Raw genomic sequence first — 21,994 nt, forward strand, 5'->3', positions numbered from 1 at the left:
GTATTGCGATAAGGTGCGGCGAAGGGTACGGTTGGTATCCGTCCAGGTATATTGCCGCGTCGGCTGCCGCTGTCCGTTTGTTCCACAGGAGATTTTTAACCCCGAATCAAGCTCCAATCCTAAACCAAGCGTTGGTGAAATGGTATTAATCCGGTATATTGGAATGGTGTTTTTAGGGAATGGCGTTTTTTCAAAAGAATGAAAAGAGGATTCCGAAAGAGAATACCTTGGAGGCTGGTAGTTGGCTGTTTTTATACAATCCTATTTTTAAAATAAGGCTGATAAAATAGTAGCAATAAACAAGTTGGGCAACATACAAAAACCCCACTGCACAAACAGCACATTTGGTTTTTGCCGACACAAAAGCGAACGCAAAAAAAAAGATCTGTTTTTTTGCCAACTTTATTGATAGAGAATAATTACCTTTAGACAAAAAATAAGAAATAAAATAAATGAACTATACTTCGCAAATTTTACAAAATATAGACAATGGAGAAAAAAGTGGAATTATATCGTTTAACGAAGATAAAAGCCGAATAACTTACCATTGCAACAGAAACTATAAAACAAGTTTCAAGAACCCAGAAGAAAAGGTTAGAGCTTCCTATTTTGTAGAATTAGTGCATACATATCAATATCCACAAAAAAAAATTGATATCGAAATCACTGTACCAAGAAGGACTCCTGAAGACAGAGCTGATATTGTTGTATACTCTGATGATGAATGTAAAGAGTCTTTCTTAGTTGTTGAATGTAAAAAAGAGGGAATCACAGATGCTGAATTTAAACAAGCAATTGAGCAAGCATTTGGAAACGCAAACAGTATTCGCTCTAAATACGCTTCTGTAGTTGCAGGAAATACAAAAACAGCTTTTAATATTTCCGGTTTCAAACCGAATGAAAGGGAACGAAATGTAATTGCAGATATTCCAATTAAATATGGAAAGGCTCCTAAATTTAAATTCATAAAAGGAGACAAATCTAAAGACTTGAAAGTAGTCTCAAGAGAGGACTTAATAAGTGCTTTAGAAAAATGCCACGACACAGTTTGGCAAGGTGGAAAACTAGCCCCTACCACTGCATTTGACGAAGTTTCCAAGTTGCTTTTCTGCAAAATGAAGGATGAAAAAGATGGTACAAAAAGAAACGATCCATATCGCTTCCAAATTGGAACACATGAAACAGCAGAGGAAGTGGCAGAGCGAATTGATGAAATTTATCAAGAAGCAAAAAAGCAAGATGAAGAGGTCTTCAAAGAAGATATAAAGCTTGAATCCAAGGTTTTATATAGCGTAGTAGAACACTTACAAGGTTTAGCTCTTAACAAAACAGACCTTGATACTAAAGGTGTTGCTTTTGAAAAGTTTATGATAGACTATTTCAAAGGAAAAATGGGACAGTTCTTTACACCTCGCCCAGTAATTGACTTTGCAGTAAAATTATTAGAACCTAATAATACCGATTTGGTTATTGACCCTTCTTGTGGAAGTGGAGGTTTTTTACTTTCAGTATTAGACACTGTTAGAAAAGATAGTGAACGAGATTATGACGAAGTAGAAGCAGATAAAATATGGCACAAATTCGCAGAAAAAAATCTCTATGGTATTGAGATAAACGACCAAATTGCTCGTATCTGTAAAATGAATATGATTATCCACGATGATGGACATACAAATGTAATTAGCACAGATAGTTTACGTTTTCTAAAAGACATTAAAAAACTTCATGGTGGATTTAAACCCAATCATTTTGACTTGCTTTTAGCAAATCCACCTTTTGGAGCTATTGTAAAAAGTACTGAAAAAGAGGAAAAATATCTTGACCAATACCAACTCGGAGAAAATAGGAAGAATCAAAAAACTGAAATTCTGTTTATTGAAAGATGTATTGACTTTTTAAAAGAAGGAACTGGGAGGATGGGATTAGTTTTGCCTGATGGTATTTTAACCAACTCTTCATTATCCTATGTTAGAGATTTGCTTCTTGAAAGATGTCAAATAATAGGAATTGTTTCATTACCTCAATTTGCATTTAGTCATTTTGGTGCCGGTGTTAAAAGCAGTTTGGTATTTGCACGTAAAAAGGAAAAAAATGAAGTGTTAAATGACTATCCAATATTTATGGCAATTGCTGATAAAATTGGATATGATGCAACAGGAAGAGAGAGTGAAAATGAGCTTCCAGAAATATTGCAAAAATACTTTGCATATACATCAGGAATGCAAGATTGGGAAAACCATCAAATATTTTCTGTTACCAAATCTAGTTTAGAAGATAGAATCGACCCCCATTTTTATCTACCAAGTTTTAAAGATTTGATTGATAAAATCAGATCTAAGCCATATGTACCTCTAGGAGAACTAGTAGAGTTTTCAAGTGAAACTTGGAATCAAAAAGATATATTTGATAAAGAATTCCCTTATATAGAAATAAGTGAAATTGAGCTTTCAAGCGGTACTATAAGCAACATATCATATATACTGATTGATGATGCACCCAGTAGAGCAAGAATGATTGTTCGAGAGAATGACATAATCGTTTCTACGACAAGACCTCATAGAGGAGCAATTGCATTTATAGACAAAGAAAAGGATGGCTTTATAGCCTCAACAGGCTTTGTTATTCTTCGAAGGTTAAAAACAAATAAAATAAGTAAAGAATATCTTTTTTACATACTCCGTACAAAAATTTGTCTTCAGCAGATGTTACAACGCTCAAGCGGAGGAAATTATCCAGCTATTACAGCATCAGAACTCAAAAACATTTTTATTCCTGTACCCCCACTTGATAAACAATCTGAAATAATTAATACAATGAGTGACTCGATTTCTAAATATCAAGAGCTTCTAAATGACGCAGGTAAGGTTTTAGAATCGGGAAATATAACAATTGAAACTAAAATTTTTGAATAGTATGAAAATCAGGTTTCAAATAATACATAATTTCCAAAGCGATCCATTAAAAGTAATTGGGGAAGTCTTGCATCTTACACTTCAAGACGACTTATATAATCAACTTGATTTAAGAACAACATTAGATTTTATAAAAGTCAACCTTAATAAATTACTTCAATCGGACACTAAACTTTGCTACTTTGAAATAGATATTGACGAAACTTTTTATGATTTAAGTAAGTATGATGATTTTATTGATGGTTTTGATTCAAGGTTAAAAAGCCTTGATGGGTTTATTAGACTTGTTAAATTTTCTGACGAATTTCGCATTTCAAATTATCTAAAATATTTTGAAGAAATAGCAGAAATTGAAATGAATATCCGTGAGGTTTTTTCTTTTATTTTTTACTCAAAATATAATAGTGAAGAAGTCGACAAATTGGATGAGTACGATATAAAATATCCAGCGGATAAACCTACAAATAAAGATTTTGAAGATCGAAGCGAAAATCCATTTTTCTATTTCACATTTACAGGTTACTATCAATTTGACAAACCAAAAGAACTCCCAGTCAAAGAGATTATCCCACTTATTCAAACCAATGAACTTTACGACCATTTAAGAAACTATCTGAACTTGAGAGGTATCCTTGAAGAAAGACATATAGACTTTTTAAAGAAAATTAGAGAGAAATTAGGTTCAATAGAAACTGTTCGGAATTGCGTAGCACATAATAGAGCAATTCCTAATAGAGCAGTATCAAGTTACGAGAAAGTAAAACCAGAAGTACATAAATTCATAGAGGATTTTTGGGCAGAAGAAACCAGAATTGAGCAAGAAAAACCTGAAAATGAAATCAATTTTGCTGAGCAATATTCTTATGATAGACTAAAGGAACTATTATCAGTGGCAGAATGGAATGAATACAATTATGAAGTAGTACTTCACGACTTTTGGCAAACAGGAACACCTGAATTTAAATTCAACAATTTAGCGGACTTGAAAGCTCATTTACTTGATATTTCAGATAACACAGCTACTGCCAATTTCCCAAGCAACGCTGATGACAGGGAAGCATACGATACACTTTATAATGGAGAGTTCTTAGTAGACAAGACTCTAAATGAATACAAAAAAGAATTAATCATATTAGGCTGGTTATAAATCAAATGCTAAACGCCATACACATTTGCAATTCGCACCATCCAAAGCTAAAGCCAAAAATTGCAAAAGAGTATGGCTTTGCCAAAGCTGGCAGACGGAAGAAAAAAAATTACGATTGCCCAATCAAGTAGCCCGACCTGAGCCAAATGGGTCGGGTTGAGGCTGTCACATCACTAAGCGTACGAGTCTCGTACTTGGCGGTTCACTGGATTGTAGGTTGAGATTTGAGGTAATAGGAAAGCATGAATTCATACCCCATTCTTCTCAGACGTGAGAAATTAATAGTGGTTATCTTAGATTTTTTAGCCACATACAATCGTTCCCTTAAACAAACTATTCCCTCCCATAAACCCTCAAACTGAATTTTTAATCAAATTTTGACTGCTTAAATTTGCATTTTACATTCAAAAAATATATTTTCATCATGGTAAATATGTTTAACCTAAAATTAATAGACCATGAGTACAAAAAACTCAATCTCCATTCAGATCCCTGAGGCAGAGCTGCAAACTGCCAGGGATGCGCTAAACACCATCAAGGCCATCCTAAGCCCCTACCTGGTAGCGCTTTCACCTTCCGAGCGACAGACCATACCCAAAATGGGTGATGGCACCGTTCCCTTTGTGGAAAAGACCATGGAATATGCGCAGGAGGATGGGCAGTTTTTACCCCCTTTTCTAGATTTAGAGGAAATGGACAAGGACTGGAATGTCGTAAAAAGTCTGATGCCTGTCCTTAGGGATATACAGCAGCTGAACAGTAATCTGAATGACACCGTGACCCTTGCCGGCTCAGAGGCCTATGTAGGAGCACTGGGTTATTACAATTCGGTCAAGTACGGAGCCAAAATGAATGCTGCAGATGCCAAGGTAATCTATGAGGACCTAAGGCAACGGTTTGAAAAGCCCGGTAGTGCTTCAACCAACGGAACGGATGTGTAAAAAAAGAAAAGTTGCTTATGTCACCTAAAATTAACTAAAGGGTGCAGGTGGATTTCTCCAGGCTGCACCCTTTTTCAATTTTCGAGAAGTACCCTAATTAAGCCTCCATTTTTTGATTCCAGGCCTCAGTGATTAGCCTCCCGACTTCAAATCTGCGGTTCTCAATCGGAAACTTTCACATTTTAACTTCAATCATGCGGCTTTTTGCTCGAATGATCTGCCAAAAAGGCATAATTTTCCGCCTTTTAACCTCGAAGACCCACTTCCGAACTGCAAGCTTGCGGTTCAAAACCTGACACGCCGAGTTCCGAAGTACTCCCCCCCACTTCGGAAGTACCTCTTTCGAATAAGAACCTGAATAATTTCCGGTCAAAATGTCAGAAATTTTTATTTTTATCCGGAAAGTTCCGAATTTTAGGTAAAAATCTGAGCTTCCGAACCGCAAAGGGGTACTTCCGAACCGCAACGTTCGAGTTCCGAACCTCTCGCTTGTCAGTTTGAAGTCCCTCCCCCCACTTCGGAAGTGGGGGGAGGGACTTCAAAAGTGGAGGGGGGTACTTCCGAAGTACCCCTGGCAATTCGGAAGTATCATTTTTCAATTTTTCCTGTCGGGTATTACTTGTCCATCAGCTTTTTTTGATGGCCGGATTAGATTTTTCGAAATCCACCCCTACCCATTCAAAAAAAATCCACTATATTGTTCGTGTATCTTAGCAAGTCTTGGAGTCTGATTACAGGTGGAGCGCTTACCCAATTCTCAGGTTACGCAGAACAACATACAGCCTAAGCCAGAGGGTTTTCTTGGCTGAAGGTAAACGAAATATCCCGAGGGTAAGAACTGATAAATGGGGGTTGTTTGCTTATTTTGGGTGGATAAACCTGATTTTTGTCAGTTATATAATATGTTATCGATCAGGCTAAAACGACACTTCACATAAGCAATGACGACCTTTAAAAGTAGAGCCATATGAAGATAAAAATATTTTATTCTTGGCAGACAACAACCAATACTAAATACAATAAGAATTTCATATCTGATTGTATAGAAGGTGCTTTAAAGAAAATCAAACAAGAACCTGACTTCAAAAGAATCGAATTTGAAGTAACTGATGCAGTTAGAAGTGAGTCAGGACAAGTAGCGATTGCTGATACAATCATTGAAAAAATAATTTCTAACTCTGATATCTTCATTGCGGATTTAACAATTGTGAATTATGATTTTCCAGATGCAATTCCTGATGATTATAAGGAAATACTAAGAAAATCACTAAAACCAACACCTAATCCAAATGTAATGATTGAATATGGTGCAGCTTTAAAATCATTAGGAAAAATCTCCATTATCAGTATTCTAAATAATTATTATAGTGGTTCGCCAAAAGAAAAAAACAATGCGGAAATAATTCCTTTTGATTTACGACACGATAGATTTCCAACTGAATACAATTTTTCGAGCCAAAACGAAGCCCAAAAAGCTGAAATAAAAAAAATGTTAGTGAATGGTTTGATGAACGCATTGAAACCAACAATCCAAAATGTATTAGAAACGAAAAAAAGTAAGTATCGCCCTTTTGTTGGTTGGAATGAGTGGAATGAATTAATTAATAATCCTCAATCTGATAAGTTTATTACAAATGAAAAAATTCAAAAAGTTCAAAATTCAATTTTGACAGCGAGTATATCACCCTCCGTTATTAGATTATTAGGATTATCAGGATTGGGAAAAACGAGAATTCTATTAGAAACTTTTAGGCCAAAAGAGAATGACACTGATTCTCTGATTACTGCGAATCGCATTTTGTATGTAAACTGCAACGATTATCAAAATCATATTAATTTTTCAGAAATAATTTCAAAGATAAAAGGCGAGAAAAAAGACGCAATTCTAATCGTTGACAACTGTGACATTTCAACACATAAACTGATTGTTAGAAATCTTCAAGGATTGTCACTAGTTACAATAGATTCAAATCCTGAAGAAAACAGCAATACAGAAGGTACAAGTTATATAGTTATTGGCAAAAATGAACTATCAGACATTGTTACTCAAATAGTAGATAATAATTTTCAAAATGTAGGTGAAGGTAACATTGATAGAATAAAAGACTTTTCACAAGGAATTCCTTTTATGGCTGTATTGCTAGGAGAAAGTGTCAAAAACGGTGAGCAGTTTATCGGAAAACTAGATGACAAAGATTTATTGGATAAACTTCTTGGTGCAAAAGGAAAAGAAGATAAACACAGAACCATTTTAAAATCTTGTTCAATCTTCAATTATTTTGGTTTCTATGATGAGCTATCCTCACAAACAGAATTTATTGCAAAGAGTACAAATATTACGAGTTTAAATGGAGATGAAAATGTTAAAGTAAATGACTTTTATGAAAGTTGTAACTACTATTTAAAAAGAGAGATTTTTGAAAAAAGAGGTAGATATATTGGAATGCGTCCTTTTCCATTAGCTATGTCTTTAGCTCAAGAGTGGTTAGACCCCCTAACTCCTCAAAGGCTCATTGCAGTAATAAACGAGATCGCAGGTTTGCAAGAACCTGATAGAACAAGTTTGTCTAAAGCATTTGCAGAGCAGATGAAATATCTTGGTTACAACGATAAAGCCGTACAAATTGTTGAAAAAATTGTTGGCCCTGGTAGCCCTTTTGATGACGCGGAAGTTTTAAATACAGAGTTGGGTTCACGCCTCTTCCGCTCTTTTGTAGAAGTGAATCCCATTGCTGTTTCTCAAAATTTCAAACGTCAATTTTTAAACAAATCCAAAGAGGAATTACTGAAAATTGAAGCAGGTCGAAGAAACATAGTTTGGACTTTGGAAAAATTATGTTTCGACAAAAGAACATTTTATGATAGTGCAAAAGTTCTTTTAGGATTTGCAATTGCAGAAAACGAAACTTGGGCAAACAATGCCACAAGTCAGTTTCTACATCTATTCAATGTACATCTTTCAGGAACAGAAGCTGACTTGAGTGAAAGATGGAAAATAATTGAATGGTTGTTAAATAAAGAAGATAAAGCCAATTATGATTTTGCTATAAGAGCTATGAAGATAGGTTTGAATTTTGGGCACGCAAGTAGAATGGGTGGTGCAGAACAACAAGGTAGTAGAAGACTAGTTGACAACAATCCAAGTTGGAAAGAAATAGATGAATATTGGGGAAACATTCTCAATAAACTACTTGAAATCATTAAATCAAAAAATGAATATGCAGAATTAGCAAGTGAAGCTATTTCAAATAGTATAGGAACTATGTTTCACATTGGGTTTGGGAAATTGATATTACCCTATTTGAAGGAAATTTCAGAATTAAAGAACAAAGATTGGGATAGTGGTTTAAAAGGATTGAAGTTTGCAAGGAAATATGAAAAACATTGTATCCCTGAAGAACAACTTGAAGAAATAAACAGCTTGATTGATTTGCTAACCAAAACAGATTTCCCAACTAAGTATTTGACATTATCAAGTTCTTATCATTTGGATAATGACGAAACCTACTCAAGTGAAAAAGTAATTGAAGCAATTATAAACTTGGCTGATGAATATATTTCAAGCGAAATTTCTTGGGAAGAAACCTTCCCTGCGTTTTATAAAAATCAACAAGTTTTTTCATTTCATTTTGGTAACCGTTTATCTGAATTGCTTATAGATGATAAAACAATATTTAATCGTTTTATAGATTACTCCTTAGAAGTTATTTCACAGATACCAAAAGAGGAAAGAAATTTTACAGTTCTTGGCGGTTTCATTTCCAACACAAGTGATGAAATAAAGAAAGAATTTTATTTGAAATTGTTCCAATCCTCTGAATTTAGTAGTCAATTATTTTACTTTTTGTCAATTGATAAATCGGGCAAGGAATACTTTGATTTATTATTTCAACTAATTGACAAAAAAGGTTCTGATGTAAACAGTTTTTACGCTTTTACATATAACGCCGCATTATCTCAACTAACTTTCGAAGAATTAAATTCTTTCAGTGAAAAACTATTTACATACGGTGATGAGGGATATGCAGTCGTTTTTGATTTGTTTGCTGACCTTAGCTATGGTGATGAAGCAAAGAAAAAGTTGCTTAAACCAATCTATAAAAAGTGTATTGTAAATTTAGGATTTAACAGAAAATTCAGACGTCAATTAGACGATTTTAAATGGACTGAAACTATTTCATTTATATTATCTGACGAAACGGAAGTTGACTTTGCTATATTTATAAACAAATCGGTAATAGAATCTATCACTTGGGAGAACTCATATCATCTCGACCATTACATTCAAAGAGTCTATGAAATTTTATTGAAGGTGCATTTCAATGCGATTTGGCCTGATTTATCAAACGCATTACTTTCAAGCGAAGAAACATACATTAGATTTTATGGACTGAAACATATTCTAGGTTCTCGAATTGGAGGAGTTGGGAGTAGTGTTGGAGTTTTATTTGACGGTGATATTGATTCTATTTTTAATTGGTGTGCAGACAATAAGCCTCTTGCACCATCAAGGTTAGCAGAACTTACACCAATTTTTGACAATAACAATACAGACTATGCTAAATGGCACCCTATTGCTTTTAGACTTATAGACGAGTATGGTGATATAAAAGAAGTTCTAAGCAATCTAAGTTCAAATATGGGGACATATTCTTGGACAGGCTCTGTTGTTCCTTTTCTTGAATCTAAAAAAGAGTTATTTAAGCAATTAACAAATCATAAGACAGATTTAGTAAAAGAATGGGCAACATCTTACATTAGCTATCTTGACAAGGATATTGAAAGTGAAAAAAACAGAGACGAAGAACATTTTATTTAAAATAAGGAATTAAGAGAAGGGAGTAAAAAACGACAGATAGAAAAGCCCGAACCGATAACAGGCGTTTGGCTCAATGGCGGGTGACGCGGTTAATTGAATATTCTGCCTCGCATCAACTTTTGTGGTGTATTGACAGTTTTGTGCTCCGAAATCCGCCACTGCGCCAAGCGCCAAAACGTTTTGCGACACACTGAAAAAAGCCATCTTAACAAACTATATGTTTTGATTTTCCCAGACCAGGTTAGCAATAGAACGAGAAACTTAAAAATTGAAATAAAAATAAACCAATGTTTGAACAAACTTTTAAAAATATAGACGATATCCTGCACAAAGATGCCGGCTGTGGTAGTGAGTTGGATTATGTGGAACAGACTTCCTGGGTGTTGTTTCTGAAATACCTGGACGATCTGGAGCGGGATCGAGCTACTGCTGCGGAACTGACGGGAAAAACCTACACGCCCATCATCGAGCCGGAATACCAATGGAGCATTTGGGCTGCTCCTAAGCTTCAACGAGCTCGGCTTTCGAAAAGTGGATCGGTCACTGAGCCTGTCGAAGTGGATCACAATGCCCTGACTGGGGATGATTTGATCGATTTTGTAAATGGGAAATTGTTTCCCTACCTCAGCAAGTTTAAACTGTCTGCCGAAAATGCCGATACCATCGAATACAAGATTGGGGAGATTTTTAGCGAGTTGAAAAACCGCGTGCAAAGCGGCTACAATCTGCGGGAGGTCATAAACCGGATCGATGAGTTGCGGTTCCGTACCCATGCGGAAAAGCACGAGATGAGCCACCTGTATGAAGATAAAATCAAAAACATGGGCAATGCAGGGCGAAACGGTGGCGAATACTACACGCCCCGTCCCCTGATTACGACCATCGTAAAAGTGGTTGACCCGAAGATAGGCGAGAAAAATTATGATGCCGCTTGCGGAAGTGCGGGCTTCTTGTTCGAAGCTTACGAGTACCTATAAAACCGCATGGAGAAAACCACTGCCAACCTGAAAACTTTACAAGCCCCTCCCCTTTACTGGAACGCAACAAAGCAGGCGGCCGGATTTTGACCCGGATTTTATATTTTTTCGAGACATTTATTAACGGAATAACAGGGAATTAAAAAATACGATTATGGAAATATTCTTCTACAAAGGCAACGAAAACGTACTCGAATCCAAAAAAGAGCAAACTAGTGAGAAATCAAACGAAACAGATTTGAAAAAGATTCAGGATTCGTTTTTAAAAGCGCTTGACAATAAGAATCTTTCCTTTCTACTAGGAAGTGGCTGCTCTTCTTTCAAATTAGAAACGACTGAAGGGAAATTTAAGGAAATAGGGATTCCTGTCATGGCTCCTATGGCCTCAGAATTTTACGGATCAAAGGAGTTCAAAGAAGAGAAAGAATGGTTAAAATCGACCTTGAGTATTGAAGTCGATGGAGATATCTTTTCCAAAAACCTTGAAGTATTCCTTTCCACTTTACATAGCCTTTCCTTTTATCTACAAAAAACACTATCAGAGGAAGAAATAGATCAGATACCTCTCAGCATTCAAGAAAAATCATTTGCGGATTTAACTAATTGTGAAAAAGTTGAATCCATTATTCTTAAAGCAAGAAATTACTTGCTTCAAAAATGCCTTAACGAAGACAATGCCAAACCTGAAAAAGATAAGCCACCTGTTGACCAGCCCTTAATTGAGCTATACAAACAATTTTATAGGAAACTCCTTACCAGAAACCCAACGCTACCAAGACTAAATATTTTCACGACCAATTATGACCTTTATTCGGAAAGGGCTATGGATTTATTGGGGATTCATTACGTAAATGGCTTTACCGGAGGTATAAGCAAATTTTTTAATCCTGCCATATTCAATTACGCCCTTGCAGAAAAAATGGATTTATCACAATCCAAATGGAGCGTGATTGACAACTTCTTTTATTTGTACAAGATCCACGGTTCTGTAAATTGGATTCAAGCTGAGGGTGAGAATAAGCTATTCAACGTAAAGGAAATTCAGGAACCGACTTTTGAGGATTTAGAGGATGAATCTACTATAATGATTCATCCAACACCATTGAAATACAATGCCAGTCTTGGAAGTCCATATTCTGACTTGTTCCGTGAGTTTCAAAAGAAACTGATGCAAAACAATAATATATTGGTCACTATCGGGTATAGTTTTAGCGATGAACATATTAACAACCTGATTTTCCAGGCATTTACCATTCCTTCATTCCGTTTGATCGTTATTGGTGAACCAACTGAAAAAAATGCTATTGGTAAGTTGATGGCTTTGAATGATTCTAGGATATGGATTATTGGAGAGAAATGGCCTGAGGAAAAAAGTGATTATGTGCCTCTACATTTCTTTAAAAGGTTTGTGGAGCAAGTCTTACCGGATTTAACAGCAGAAGACTTGGACAAGAAAATGGAAAAGACAATCCAGAACCTCAAAGATTTATTGAAATGACCAAAGAAGACAAACAAAGGGGGATTGGAAAAGTCGTAGCTATAAACTCCGACCGATTTTCTGTAGAACTATTAAGCGGATTGGAAAACTTTAACGTAAGTGGATTTGACGACATACATTATTTTGCTCAACTCAACAGCTACGTAATTGTCCCCTACCAAAATTATTACATCGTTGCAGAAGTGTCGGGGGTTCGGGAAAAAGACCTTAATGTGCCGTTTTCCAATCCAACAGATCAAATATTGAGCAAGGTACAGGCCGGAAAGTTTTTGGAAGTCCTCCCGATTGGAACCATTAAAACAACAAAAGAAGGGTCTTTAAATTTTGAATTTGGTGTAAGTGTCTATCCCAATCTTTATTCAGATGTTCTTTACATTAAAGAGGAAGAGTTGGACACTATTTTCAAAACGAATGCGGTAAAGGTCAAAGTTTGCTTTGAGGATAATCCTGAATGTTCTAAATCTGATTGTGATTGCAAATACCGCTACACATCATTACCGATTGGAAAATCAACCATTTTCCCGGATTATGAAGTGAAAATTGATATTGACAAATTTTTCGGGAGCCATTCTGCCATACTCGGCAATACAGGAAGCGGAAAATCTTGCACCATTGCCTCCATGCTGCAAACCCTTTATAGACTTGAAGAAAATAGTGCAACAGGTAGTACGTTCATCTTCTTTGACGTAAATGGTGAATACAGTCAAGCTTTCGAGGAAATAACCGAAAAAAATTCAAATGTGGAAGTTAAGAACTTCACTATTGATGAGGTTACTGAAGGCAACAAGGTTGCAAAGTTTGTACTTCCTCATTGGTTTATGAATGTCGATGAATGGGCTTTACTTTTAAATGCAAGCGAAAAATCTCAAATCCCAATACTTAGGAATGCTTTAGGTTTTACCCAGAATTTATCAAAAGAAGCAAAGAATCACATTTATGCATGCAGCATAATGTATGTATTTGAAAATTGGGAAAGTCCTGTGTCAAAACGGCAAAGAATCATTTCATTACTGGAGCAGGCTGATTTTGCTAATACAATTGATTTTTCTGGATATGATGCCAAATTCGGTAATTTTCCGAACACCGCGAAAGAAAATGAATTTAAAAAATCGGTTCGTAAAAATATTATTGAGGATATTGAAATTGATCCAAAATACAAATCTGAAAAATTTGAATTTCCCCAGTTAGGTCAAGCTATTGATAGTGCTATCCTTTATGAAGAATATCATGGTAATAAGCAGATAAGAGATTATTGTTCTTCACTGATTACAAGATATAAAAGCATCAAAGAGAGAGACGACTTCAATTTTCTCACAAAGGGAGGTTTTGAATCGGATACGACGTCATACTTGGAGCAGTTTTTAGGAATTGAATCAAAAATGAAAAAATCTCAGGTAATTATTATTGACCTCAATTCTGCCAATGATGAAACGGTAGAAGTCATTTCCTGTGTGCTTTCAAGGTTAATATTTGAAAAACTACGGGAAGCAAAGGACAGGAATAAGTTTCCAGTGAACCTTGTTCTGGAAGAAGCTCACAGGTACATATCAAAAGATGCCGGAAAAGTGTTCGGTGATGCGAATAGAATTTTTGAACGTATTGCTAAAGAAGGCCGGAAATACGGCATGTTTTTACTTGTATCTTCTCAAAGACCAAGCGAACTGTCTAAAACAGTTTTATCCCAATGCAGTAATTTCATTGTTCACCGAATCCAAAACCCTGAAGACTTATCACATATCAGGCAGATTACTCCCCATATTTCCGAAACAATACTGAGAAGAATGCCATCTATTCCCACACAACACGCATTGATTTTTGGTCATGCGGTAAATCTACCAACAACTTTCAAAGTGAATGAAGCCGAACCGAAACCGAAAAGCGATAACAATGAGATAAGTAGGAACTGGTTTAAAGAAAAGGATATAGAAATAGACCTATGACAGAGAATAACAATAGGATAAACAATTTACACAGACTAGCTCAATTTGCTTTGTTTGTGTCATCTTATTTACCATTGTTTATTTTGATTATTGTTAGACAAGTTTCTGAGAACTCAGAGTTTCTCAATTGGGGCGCTTAAATTAACGTTTGGAAGAAAACTACGATTACTATGAAAACAGTTGGATTAATTCTTGGCGTACTGGCCGCCTTGGGTATGTTGCTGGGATTTATCCCGCTATTAGGCTGGTTTAATTGGATCAATATCCCTTTCGCCATTCTCGGCCTGATCATTAGCGCGATTGGAAAATCCAATGAAGGCATGGTGCTCTGTGGCATCGCCGTGGTGGTGGGACTTATTCGATTGGTGTTGGGAGGAGGGATCCTTTAGAAAGGCGATCGGTTGGTAACATCCCTTATTCGGAAAAATCGGTAGTTTCGAAGGAAGTAGCTGATATGAGTGAACGCCAAAACATAGAATGGAAGAAAAGTTGGCATGACGACTACCTGAAGTGGGGCTGTGGTTTTGCGAATGCCGTCGGCGGTACCATCTATATTGGTAAAGACGATAAGGGCAATGTGGTAGGCTTGTCTGATTATCAAAAACTGTTGGAGGACATCCCCAACAAGATTCGCAATACGATGGGTATTATCTGCGAAATAAACCTGCAAGAAGAAGCAGGCAAGAAATTCATCGAAATAAAAGTGAACCCCTATTCTGTACCTGTTTCGCTCAGAGGTAGATACTATTACCGCTCCGGCAGCACCAAAATGGAACTTACCGGAGTGGAGCTTAATGAGTTTTTACTAAAAAAAGCAGGCAAGACCTGGGATGATGTGGTAGAGGAAGGTGCTACCATTAAGGACATAGACGAACAGCGCATACAAAAATTAATAGAAGACAGTCGGGAAAAGGGCCGTATGCCAGTCACCAAGGGTTTGTCTGCTTTTCAAATATTGGAAAAACTGCAATTGACTGAAGGTAAAAAGTTAAAACGTGCTGCCCTGTTACTTTTTGGTAAAAACCCGGGAAGGTATTATCCCAATGTAGAAGTGAGAATTGGTCGCTTCGGCAGTGATTCTACAGATTTGCGCTTTCAGGAAGTGGTGGAGGGCAATCTGGTTTGGATGCTCGATGAAGTTCAATCGCAACTGCATAATAAGTTTCTGGTTCGCCCCATAGAATTTGTAGGTATGCAACGGATAGAAAAAGATATTTATCCGGTTGCTGCACTTCGTGAGATGTTGTTGAATGCACTAGTACACAGAACTTACATGGGTGCCCATGTTCAATTGCGTGTATTTGACGACCGGTTGTCTATTTGGAATGAAGGTATACTCCCCAGTGGGCTCACGTTGGAGGATTTAAAAATTGCGCATAATTCTCGCCCCCGAAATCCGAAAATTGCAAAAACCTGTTTCATGGCCGGATATATCGATACTTGGGGTCGGGGCACCTTGAAAATCATCCAAGCCTGTAAAGAAGCAGATCTACCCGAACCTGATATTCGGGAAATAAACGGAGGTATTGAAATTACCCTTCATAATGTTTCGGCAAATCAGGATAGCAAGGTATTCCTAGGAAATAAATCTACCCCGCAAGTTACCCCGCAAGTTACCCCGCAAGTTACCCCGCAAGTTGAAAAGCTACTAAAAACAATTACAGGTGAGCATAGCAGACAAGAACTTCAGGAAAACCTTGGGCTTTCCGATCGGGAATACTTCCGAAAAATGTACTTACAACCTGCAATTGAAGGTGGGTTTGTCGAATTGACCAATCCTGAAAAACCCAGAAGCAGCAAGCAGCAATACCGATTAACACAGTATGGAAAAGACAAATTGGACAAATGAAATTTACAGAGGCGAAATTAGAGAAAGGGTTTAAAGCGCTTTTAGGAAATGAAGGCTATCCGCATTCCTTGGGTAGTCGTTTGCTGCGTACAAATGAGAGCGAAGTCCTTCATTAAAACCTTTCACCGTTTTTTTCCCATTTCTTCCGAATAACACTATGTCCTGAAAATTCAGGTGCATTTTCCGCTACGGATTTCACATTGCCAACCAAATCCCCTTATGGCCTCGACGCATATTTGAAATCAGTGTTATAAAATATGCCTTTTGTTTTGATACATCGTATTATGATGTATATTTGCCCTATGTATTCAAAAGAATTGTTAAAAGGCACCTTGGGGGTCATCATCTTAAAGCTCCTGGAAGAAAACGGAAAAATGTACGGATACGAAATCTGCCAGAAAGTCAAGGGCATTTCGGAAGGTAAAATCCTGATCAAGGACGGGAGCCTCTACCCGATCCTGCACAAGCTGCTAAGCGACGGGATGGTCACGACGGAAGAAGTCACCCTCGGGAAACGTGTACGAAAATACTATACCCTAACTAGCAAAGGCAAAGGCGAGCAGAAAATGGCCGTGCAGGAGTTGGCCGACTTTATGGACACGCTGCACAAAATCATCTTTACCGACACGAAAACCACTCCAGCGGTATGATTTCCGAGCAACAACTTACCATCATCAGCCGGGCCATTCGGCACAGTGAAATTGCCGACAAAGCATTGCAGGATGACCTGATCGACCATTTTTGTTGCGTGGTTGAGGCGGAAATGCAAAGCGGGCAATCCTTTGAAAATGCCTTTCAAGCCGCCTATGCGCAAATCACGCCCAATGGATTTGGCGAAATACAGCAGGAAACCCTTTACCTACTCAACTATAAAAAGCGCCTGCGCCTAAACCAATGCACCTACCTTTCAGGCTACGTGTTTGCCCTTTCGACTACCATCGGCACCTTCTTTAAAATCATGTCTTTGCCGGGGGCTACCCCTTTATTGTATGCGGGTATGCTGGGTTTGGCCTTCGTTTTCCTGCCCTTGTTATTGGTAAACAAACTCAAAAACAGGCTGTTTTTACACCTTTCCGGAAAACTCCAATGGATAGTGGGTTCCCTGAGTGGTATGGTATTGATTGCGGCATGCCTTTTCAAATTACTCCATTTACAAGGGGCCGGTGTGTTGCTGGGGCTAGGCTTTTTGCTCTTTGGCCTGGGCTTTCTCCCCTTTTTCTTCTTCCGAATGTTTAAAGCAAGTCAGTCAGAAACCTAATACCTGCCTGGATTCCTCCCTTCTTGGAAAACCAGCTAAACACTTACCAAAATGAAATCCCTCTACCTTCTATTATGGATACTTACGGCTGTTCAGGCACATGCCCAGAACCCTGTGAAAAACAGCATCGATGCGCTGTTAATGGAAGCAGTACCGGAGGAATCACATCCCGGAGTAACCGTTGGCCTGGTAAAAGACGGGCAGGTCCTTTACCAAGGCAGCAGGGGCAGTATGAACCTGGAATACCAGCTCCCGTTCAATGATTCCACGGTCTTTGGGCTGGCCTCGGTTACCAAACAATTTACAGCCGCCTGCATCGGTCTATTGGAAAAGCAGGGTAAATTATCCGTACAGGAAGATGTAAGGAAGTATATTCCGGAATTGGCGTTTTATGGGGACACGATCCGGATAAAACATTTGCTCAACCATAGCAGTGGGATCCGAAACCACAACGTGCTACTGGATTTGAAAGGCTTTGACTACAGCCATCAGGGCTACACCAATGAAATGATTCAGGCGCTGATGTTCCGGCAAAAAGGGACCAATAACGCCCCGGGCGAAAAGATGCTTTATTCCAATACCAACTATGTTTTACTGGCCTTGATCGTGGAAAGGGTATCCGGGATGGACCTGCATGAATTTTCAAAAAAAGAACTTTTCGACCCCTTGGATATGGAATATTCGTTCTTTATCCATGATCTGGAAACCCTTGTCCCCAACCGGGCCTATCCCTATTATGCCACGGACAAGGGATACAACCAACCCAAATCCCTGACCCTTTGCGTAGGGGCCGGGGGCATGGAAAGTACCATTCCCGATATGCTCCGCTGGTCGGAACTATTCCTAAACCCTGCTCCTGAATATGCCTACCTGAAAGATTTCCTAACGCAACGGGATACCTTGAATAATGGCGAACGGATGAGCTATGGCAGGGGACTATTTGTTTCTCCCTACAAGACGCTTACCACCTACCATCACAGCGGACGAGATCGGGGCATGCGCAGCCAATTTATCGCCGTTCCGGCACTGAAATTGGCGGTGGTGGTATTTGCAAATGACGAAAATATCAATGCGGTCAATTTCTCCTACCAGATCCTGGACCTGTTTGTGCAGGAACCGACGGAAGCCGGTCAAAAGGCAACTTTTACCCAACATTCGACAGCGGCGTTAAACGCGTATACCGGAACGTACCAGGAATTAAACAGCGATTTGCGCATGGCGATTTATGTGGAGAACGATACCTTGAAAGCGGTTAGCAGTAGGGGCAGTACCGGGACACCCCTCATTCCGGAAGGCCCCAATCTATTCTCCAGAATCGACAACCCGTATATTACCTACGCCTTTGGGCAAGAAGAGGCTGATGATGAGCTACAGGTAGATTTTGGCGGTGCTATTTTTTATTTTGAGAGGATCCAGCTAGCGGATCAGCCCAATCAGCATCTGGAAATCTATGCAGGGAACTACTATTCCAAAGAACTAGATGTGACCTATGTGCTAGAAGTAATCGATCAGCAACTGGTTTTAACGTACCCCAATAATCGCCTGGTCCTCACCGAGGGGCAAAAGGGTGTATTTGGGGCGAATAGAAGGACAAAATACCGTTTTCATGGAAAAAATGAAGGGGAAATCATGTATTTTGAGGTGGCATCGGAAGGCACGGTGAAAAACATCTTATTTGAAAGGGTAGACTGATTCATTAGGATGATAATTTTATTTTAAAGGCCATAACCTGTCCCGCTCCCGGAGTAAGGACAAGTTATGGCCGCTAAAGAATAATAATAAATCAATAAAGTCATTAAGTAAGAATGACCTCGACCAGGAAGTTTTTGTGCAAAATAATCCTGCTCAATAAAGCGAGCGAACTTTAATGCCGTGAAAATCACTGGCTTCCAGGTCTTCTATTGGTGCGGGTTGAATCACCTTGACTTTCTTTCTGTTGGCGGTTTTAATCACTGAAAACCCGGGTGTCTCACCGGTAGCTACATGGGCAGCCCCGCTGCGTGGGCTTGGACCCCGCAAAGTGATAAAGGCATATTTACCATCCGGGGAAAAATCCAGGATATCCGGACTGCTGCCAATATCATTCAGCTCATGGACAATATGGTCTGTCCGGGTGTTGATCACAATGCCATTGTCGCTGCCCCGGTTGACCTGCCATAACCAGGGTCCGCGAGGGGTAATGCGGGCACCATGTGCATCGACACCCCGGGTTTCATTACTGGTTTTTATCAAGCTGTGATCGGAAGTGTCAAAAACATACCAGGCGCCACTCTGGGCTGGCGGGTTGTCTGGATCCCCGGGATCCCCCCAGTTGGCATACATTTTACTTCCATCCTGGCTAAGTGCCAGCCCGCAATTGGCCTTTACTTCATCCCGGGAAAAGGCCTTTACAATTTCGGGAACTTCGGATAAAATATCCACCACTACCAGTCCCCCTGCACCTGGCCCAAGGGTAAGGTAGGCATAGGCGCCATCAGCTGTATACGTATGGCAAACGGGTGCCGGCACATTCTCCCCTACAGCAGCTCCACCGCCACCTGCAACTCCTTCAAAATTCTCTATCCATTTGGGTTCGTCCAGTAAATTGAGCTCGCGGCCGATGGCGAATTCTTCATTCTCCAGGTCGACCGTAATTTCAGTGAAGGTGACGGTGCCGATATTGGCCACCCAGATGGACCGGTCGTCTGGCGTAAAGCTGGCCATATGAGCACCATTTCCCGTCGCGATGACATCAATCACCTTCCTGTCTTCTGCCCGGATGATGGCCACATTACCCGATGCAGGTGAGGCCACAACGGCATATTCATGGGTAGCGTTAAATTCGATCATATGGGGCATGGTAAGCTCCTCGGAAATTTTTCCTGCCAGATGCAAGCTGGGAAAATCGATCAGTGCCGTTTCCTCCAGACTGGAACTAAAAATGTGAACTCTGCTCAGGTTCGTTCCCTGGTCAAGTGCCCATACCTCGTAATCGTTTGCATGGGCTGTCTTTGCTTCTTTCTCCTGGCCCTGGTTTTTATTGATAATCATTTTTGTCTGCGTGATAAAATCACAACCCTGAAATATAAGGGACAGGATGAATACAGAGAGGAATGAAAATGCCGGTTTGGGTAGATGGATGAATTTTCTCATATCTTTTTGCTTACATCAAGTGAGAAATAATCATTTAAATAAAATGATTTTTGCAAGTTAAATATAATAGATATATCACTTAATCCAAACTTTATAGCATTCTACTTTTCAATAAAAATTACAAATACAATCCGGGTAGGAATTCTAATTGAAGTTCTGCTCATTTATATCAGCCTGCTCCCTGGAGGCAACCTGATTAGAATTAGTGCTTCTGATTCAATGATTAGCTGTTTAACCCGGATAAATAGGATACCTACAAAAAAAACGATAAATTTATTCAACCAAGCCTTTAAAACCAAACTACATATACATGAAGCCAATTGATAAAAAAGACCTGGACCAGGAAGTATTTGACCTATACGACGATTATGCGCATAGCCGCATCGAGCGCAGGGATTTTGTACAGCGCCTGTCCAAATTTGCCGTAGGCGGGCTGACCGTTTCGGCCATTATGGGCTATCTGATGCCCAATTACGCCGCTGCCCGGCGCTATACCCAGGACGATCCCCGACTGATCTCGGAATACGTGAGCTACTCTTCGCCCAAAGGCGCTGGTACCATGAAAGGCCTGCTCACCCGTCCCAAAGACCAAAGCGGGCCCCTTCCGGGCATATTGGTGGTGCATGAAAACCGCGGCCTGAATCCCTATATCGAAGATACCGCCCATCAGGCGGCATTGGATGGCTTTATTGCCTTTGCTCCGGATGCGTTGACCCCTTTGGGCGGCTACCCGGGATCGGATGACGAAGGCCGCACCATGCAGTCGAAAAGGGAAAGAGAGGACATGTTGCAGGATTTTATAGCCGGCCACGAAATGCTAAAGGGGCACGAGCACTGCACGGGCAAAGCCGGGGTGGTGGGATTTTGCTTTGGCGGCTGGATCTCCAATATGATGGCCGTGCGGGTGCCGGACCTGGGCGCATCGGTGCCTTTCTATGGTGGACAGCCTACCGCAGAAGAAGTACCACAGATACAAGCACCGCTGATGCTGCACTTTGCAGGGCTGGATACGCGGGTAAATGCCGGCTGGCCGGATTACGAAAAAGAACTGAAGGCCCATGACAAGGAATACCAGGCTTTTATGTATCCGGAGGTCAACCACGGGTTTCATAACCATTCCACGCCCCGCTACGACGAGGCTGCGGCCAAACTGGCCTGGGGACGGACCATTGATTTCTTTAAAGAGAAATTGGGCTAGTGCCGGAGCAGATACCTGCTGATTGTCAGTTTAAATGCCGAAATAAGGTAAGAAGGAGAAGCGAAAGCCTCTCCTTCCTGGCTTTTAGTCAGGTTTGCAAATGATCTGAATAGTAAGTTGGAGAAGCCATCAGAATTCCGTGAACAAATTCCCTCCGCGGCGGAGGGCAACGCCTGTCCCGACCAGAGTCGGGAGGGGATTTTTTTGAGTATTTTAAATTTGTAATAATTTAATGATAGTTACGTGCTAAAATCCCTGCCGACTCCTGGTCGGGTCAGGATCTTACCTACTTGGTAAGCGGGATTTGGACTCGCCCAGATTAA

At 39.5% G+C, this 21,994-nt stretch carries 14 protein-coding genes; 13 read left to right on the forward strand and 1 reads right to left on the reverse strand.

The genetic code is table 11. The features are described from left to right. Positions 1-452 precede the first annotated feature (452 nt). From GJS45_RS16160 to GJS45_RS16215, 12 genes are all read left to right on the forward strand, one after another. Positions 453-2,912, forward strand: coding sequence for an N-6 DNA methylase (locus GJS45_RS16160; protein WP_162342894.1), 2,460 nt, complete (start codon positions 453-455; stop codon positions 2,910-2,912). A gap of 1 nt (position 2,913) precedes the next feature. After that, a complete protein-coding gene (locus tag GJS45_RS16165) occupies positions 2,914-4,059 on the forward strand; it encodes an Abi family protein (RefSeq protein ID WP_162342895.1) in 1,146 nt (381 codons plus the stop codon). Positions 4,060-4,517: 458 nt separating this feature from the next. Then, entirely contained in the window at positions 4,518-5,000 is a 483-nt protein-coding gene (locus GJS45_RS16170; RefSeq protein WP_162342896.1) for a hypothetical protein, read from the forward strand. Positions 5,001-5,967: 967 nt separating this feature from the next. Then, on the forward strand, positions 5,968-9,819 hold the full coding sequence (locus tag GJS45_RS16175; protein WP_162342897.1) for a nucleotide-binding protein: 3,852 nt from the start codon (positions 5,968-5,970) through the stop codon (positions 9,817-9,819). A 287-nt stretch (positions 9,820-10,106) separates the two neighbouring features. Continuing rightward, the gene (locus GJS45_RS16180; RefSeq protein WP_235954812.1) at positions 10,107-10,796 is read left to right on the forward strand and encodes an N-6 DNA methylase; all 690 of its coding nucleotides are present in this window, start codon (positions 10,107-10,109) and stop codon (positions 10,794-10,796) included. Between the two features lie 154 nt (positions 10,797-10,950). Next, positions 10,951-12,294: an SIR2 family protein gene (locus tag GJS45_RS16185; protein ID WP_162342898.1), complete on the forward strand. Its 1,344-nt coding sequence runs from the start codon at positions 10,951-10,953 to the stop codon at positions 12,292-12,294. Further along, positions 12,291-14,234: an ATP-binding protein gene (locus tag GJS45_RS16190; protein WP_162342899.1), complete on the forward strand. Its 1,944-nt coding sequence runs from the start codon at positions 12,291-12,293 to the stop codon at positions 14,232-14,234. Before GJS45_RS16185 ends, GJS45_RS16190 begins: the two co-directional genes overlap by 4 nt. A 170-nt stretch (positions 14,235-14,404) precedes the next feature. After that, positions 14,405-14,623, forward strand: coding sequence for a hypothetical protein (locus tag GJS45_RS16195; RefSeq protein WP_162342900.1), 219 nt, complete (start codon positions 14,405-14,407; stop codon positions 14,621-14,623). 65 nt (positions 14,624-14,688) lie between these two features. After that, the gene (locus GJS45_RS16200; RefSeq protein ID WP_162342901.1) at positions 14,689-16,083 is read left to right on the forward strand and encodes a Fic family protein; all 1,395 of its coding nucleotides are present in this window, start codon (positions 14,689-14,691) and stop codon (positions 16,081-16,083) included. Between the two features lie 302 nt (positions 16,084-16,385). Beyond that, on the forward strand, positions 16,386-16,733 hold the full coding sequence (locus GJS45_RS16205) for a PadR family transcriptional regulator (RefSeq protein WP_202928102.1): 348 nt from the start codon (positions 16,386-16,388) through the stop codon (positions 16,731-16,733). Next, positions 16,730-17,341, forward strand: coding sequence for a hypothetical protein (locus GJS45_RS16210; RefSeq protein WP_162342902.1), 612 nt, complete (start codon positions 16,730-16,732; stop codon positions 17,339-17,341). Before GJS45_RS16205 ends, GJS45_RS16210 begins: the two co-directional genes overlap by 4 nt. 51 nt (positions 17,342-17,392) lie before the next feature. Continuing rightward, positions 17,393-19,033 (forward strand): serine hydrolase domain-containing protein, encoded by a 1,641-nt coding sequence (locus GJS45_RS16215; protein WP_162342903.1) that lies wholly within the window; start codon positions 17,393-17,395, stop codon positions 19,031-19,033. Positions 19,034-19,186: 153 nt separating this feature from the next. Here the strand turns inward: GJS45_RS16215 and GJS45_RS16220 are convergent, their stop codons facing one another. Next, on the reverse strand, positions 19,187-20,473 hold the full coding sequence (locus GJS45_RS16220) for a YncE family protein (RefSeq protein ID WP_162342904.1): 1,287 nt from the start codon (positions 20,471-20,473) through the stop codon (positions 19,187-19,189). A 310-nt stretch (positions 20,474-20,783) separates the two neighbouring features. On the opposite strand from GJS45_RS16220, the gene GJS45_RS16225 reads away from it, so the two are divergent. After that, the gene (locus tag GJS45_RS16225) at positions 20,784-21,671 is read left to right on the forward strand and encodes a dienelactone hydrolase family protein (RefSeq protein ID WP_162342905.1); all 888 of its coding nucleotides are present in this window, start codon (positions 20,784-20,786) and stop codon (positions 21,669-21,671) included. Positions 21,672-21,994: the final 323 nt, after the last annotated feature.

Source organism: Cyclobacterium salsum (genome assembly GCF_010119245.1).
GTDB classification, from domain to species: Bacteria; Bacteroidota; Bacteroidia; order Cytophagales; family Cyclobacteriaceae; genus Cyclobacterium; species Cyclobacterium salsum.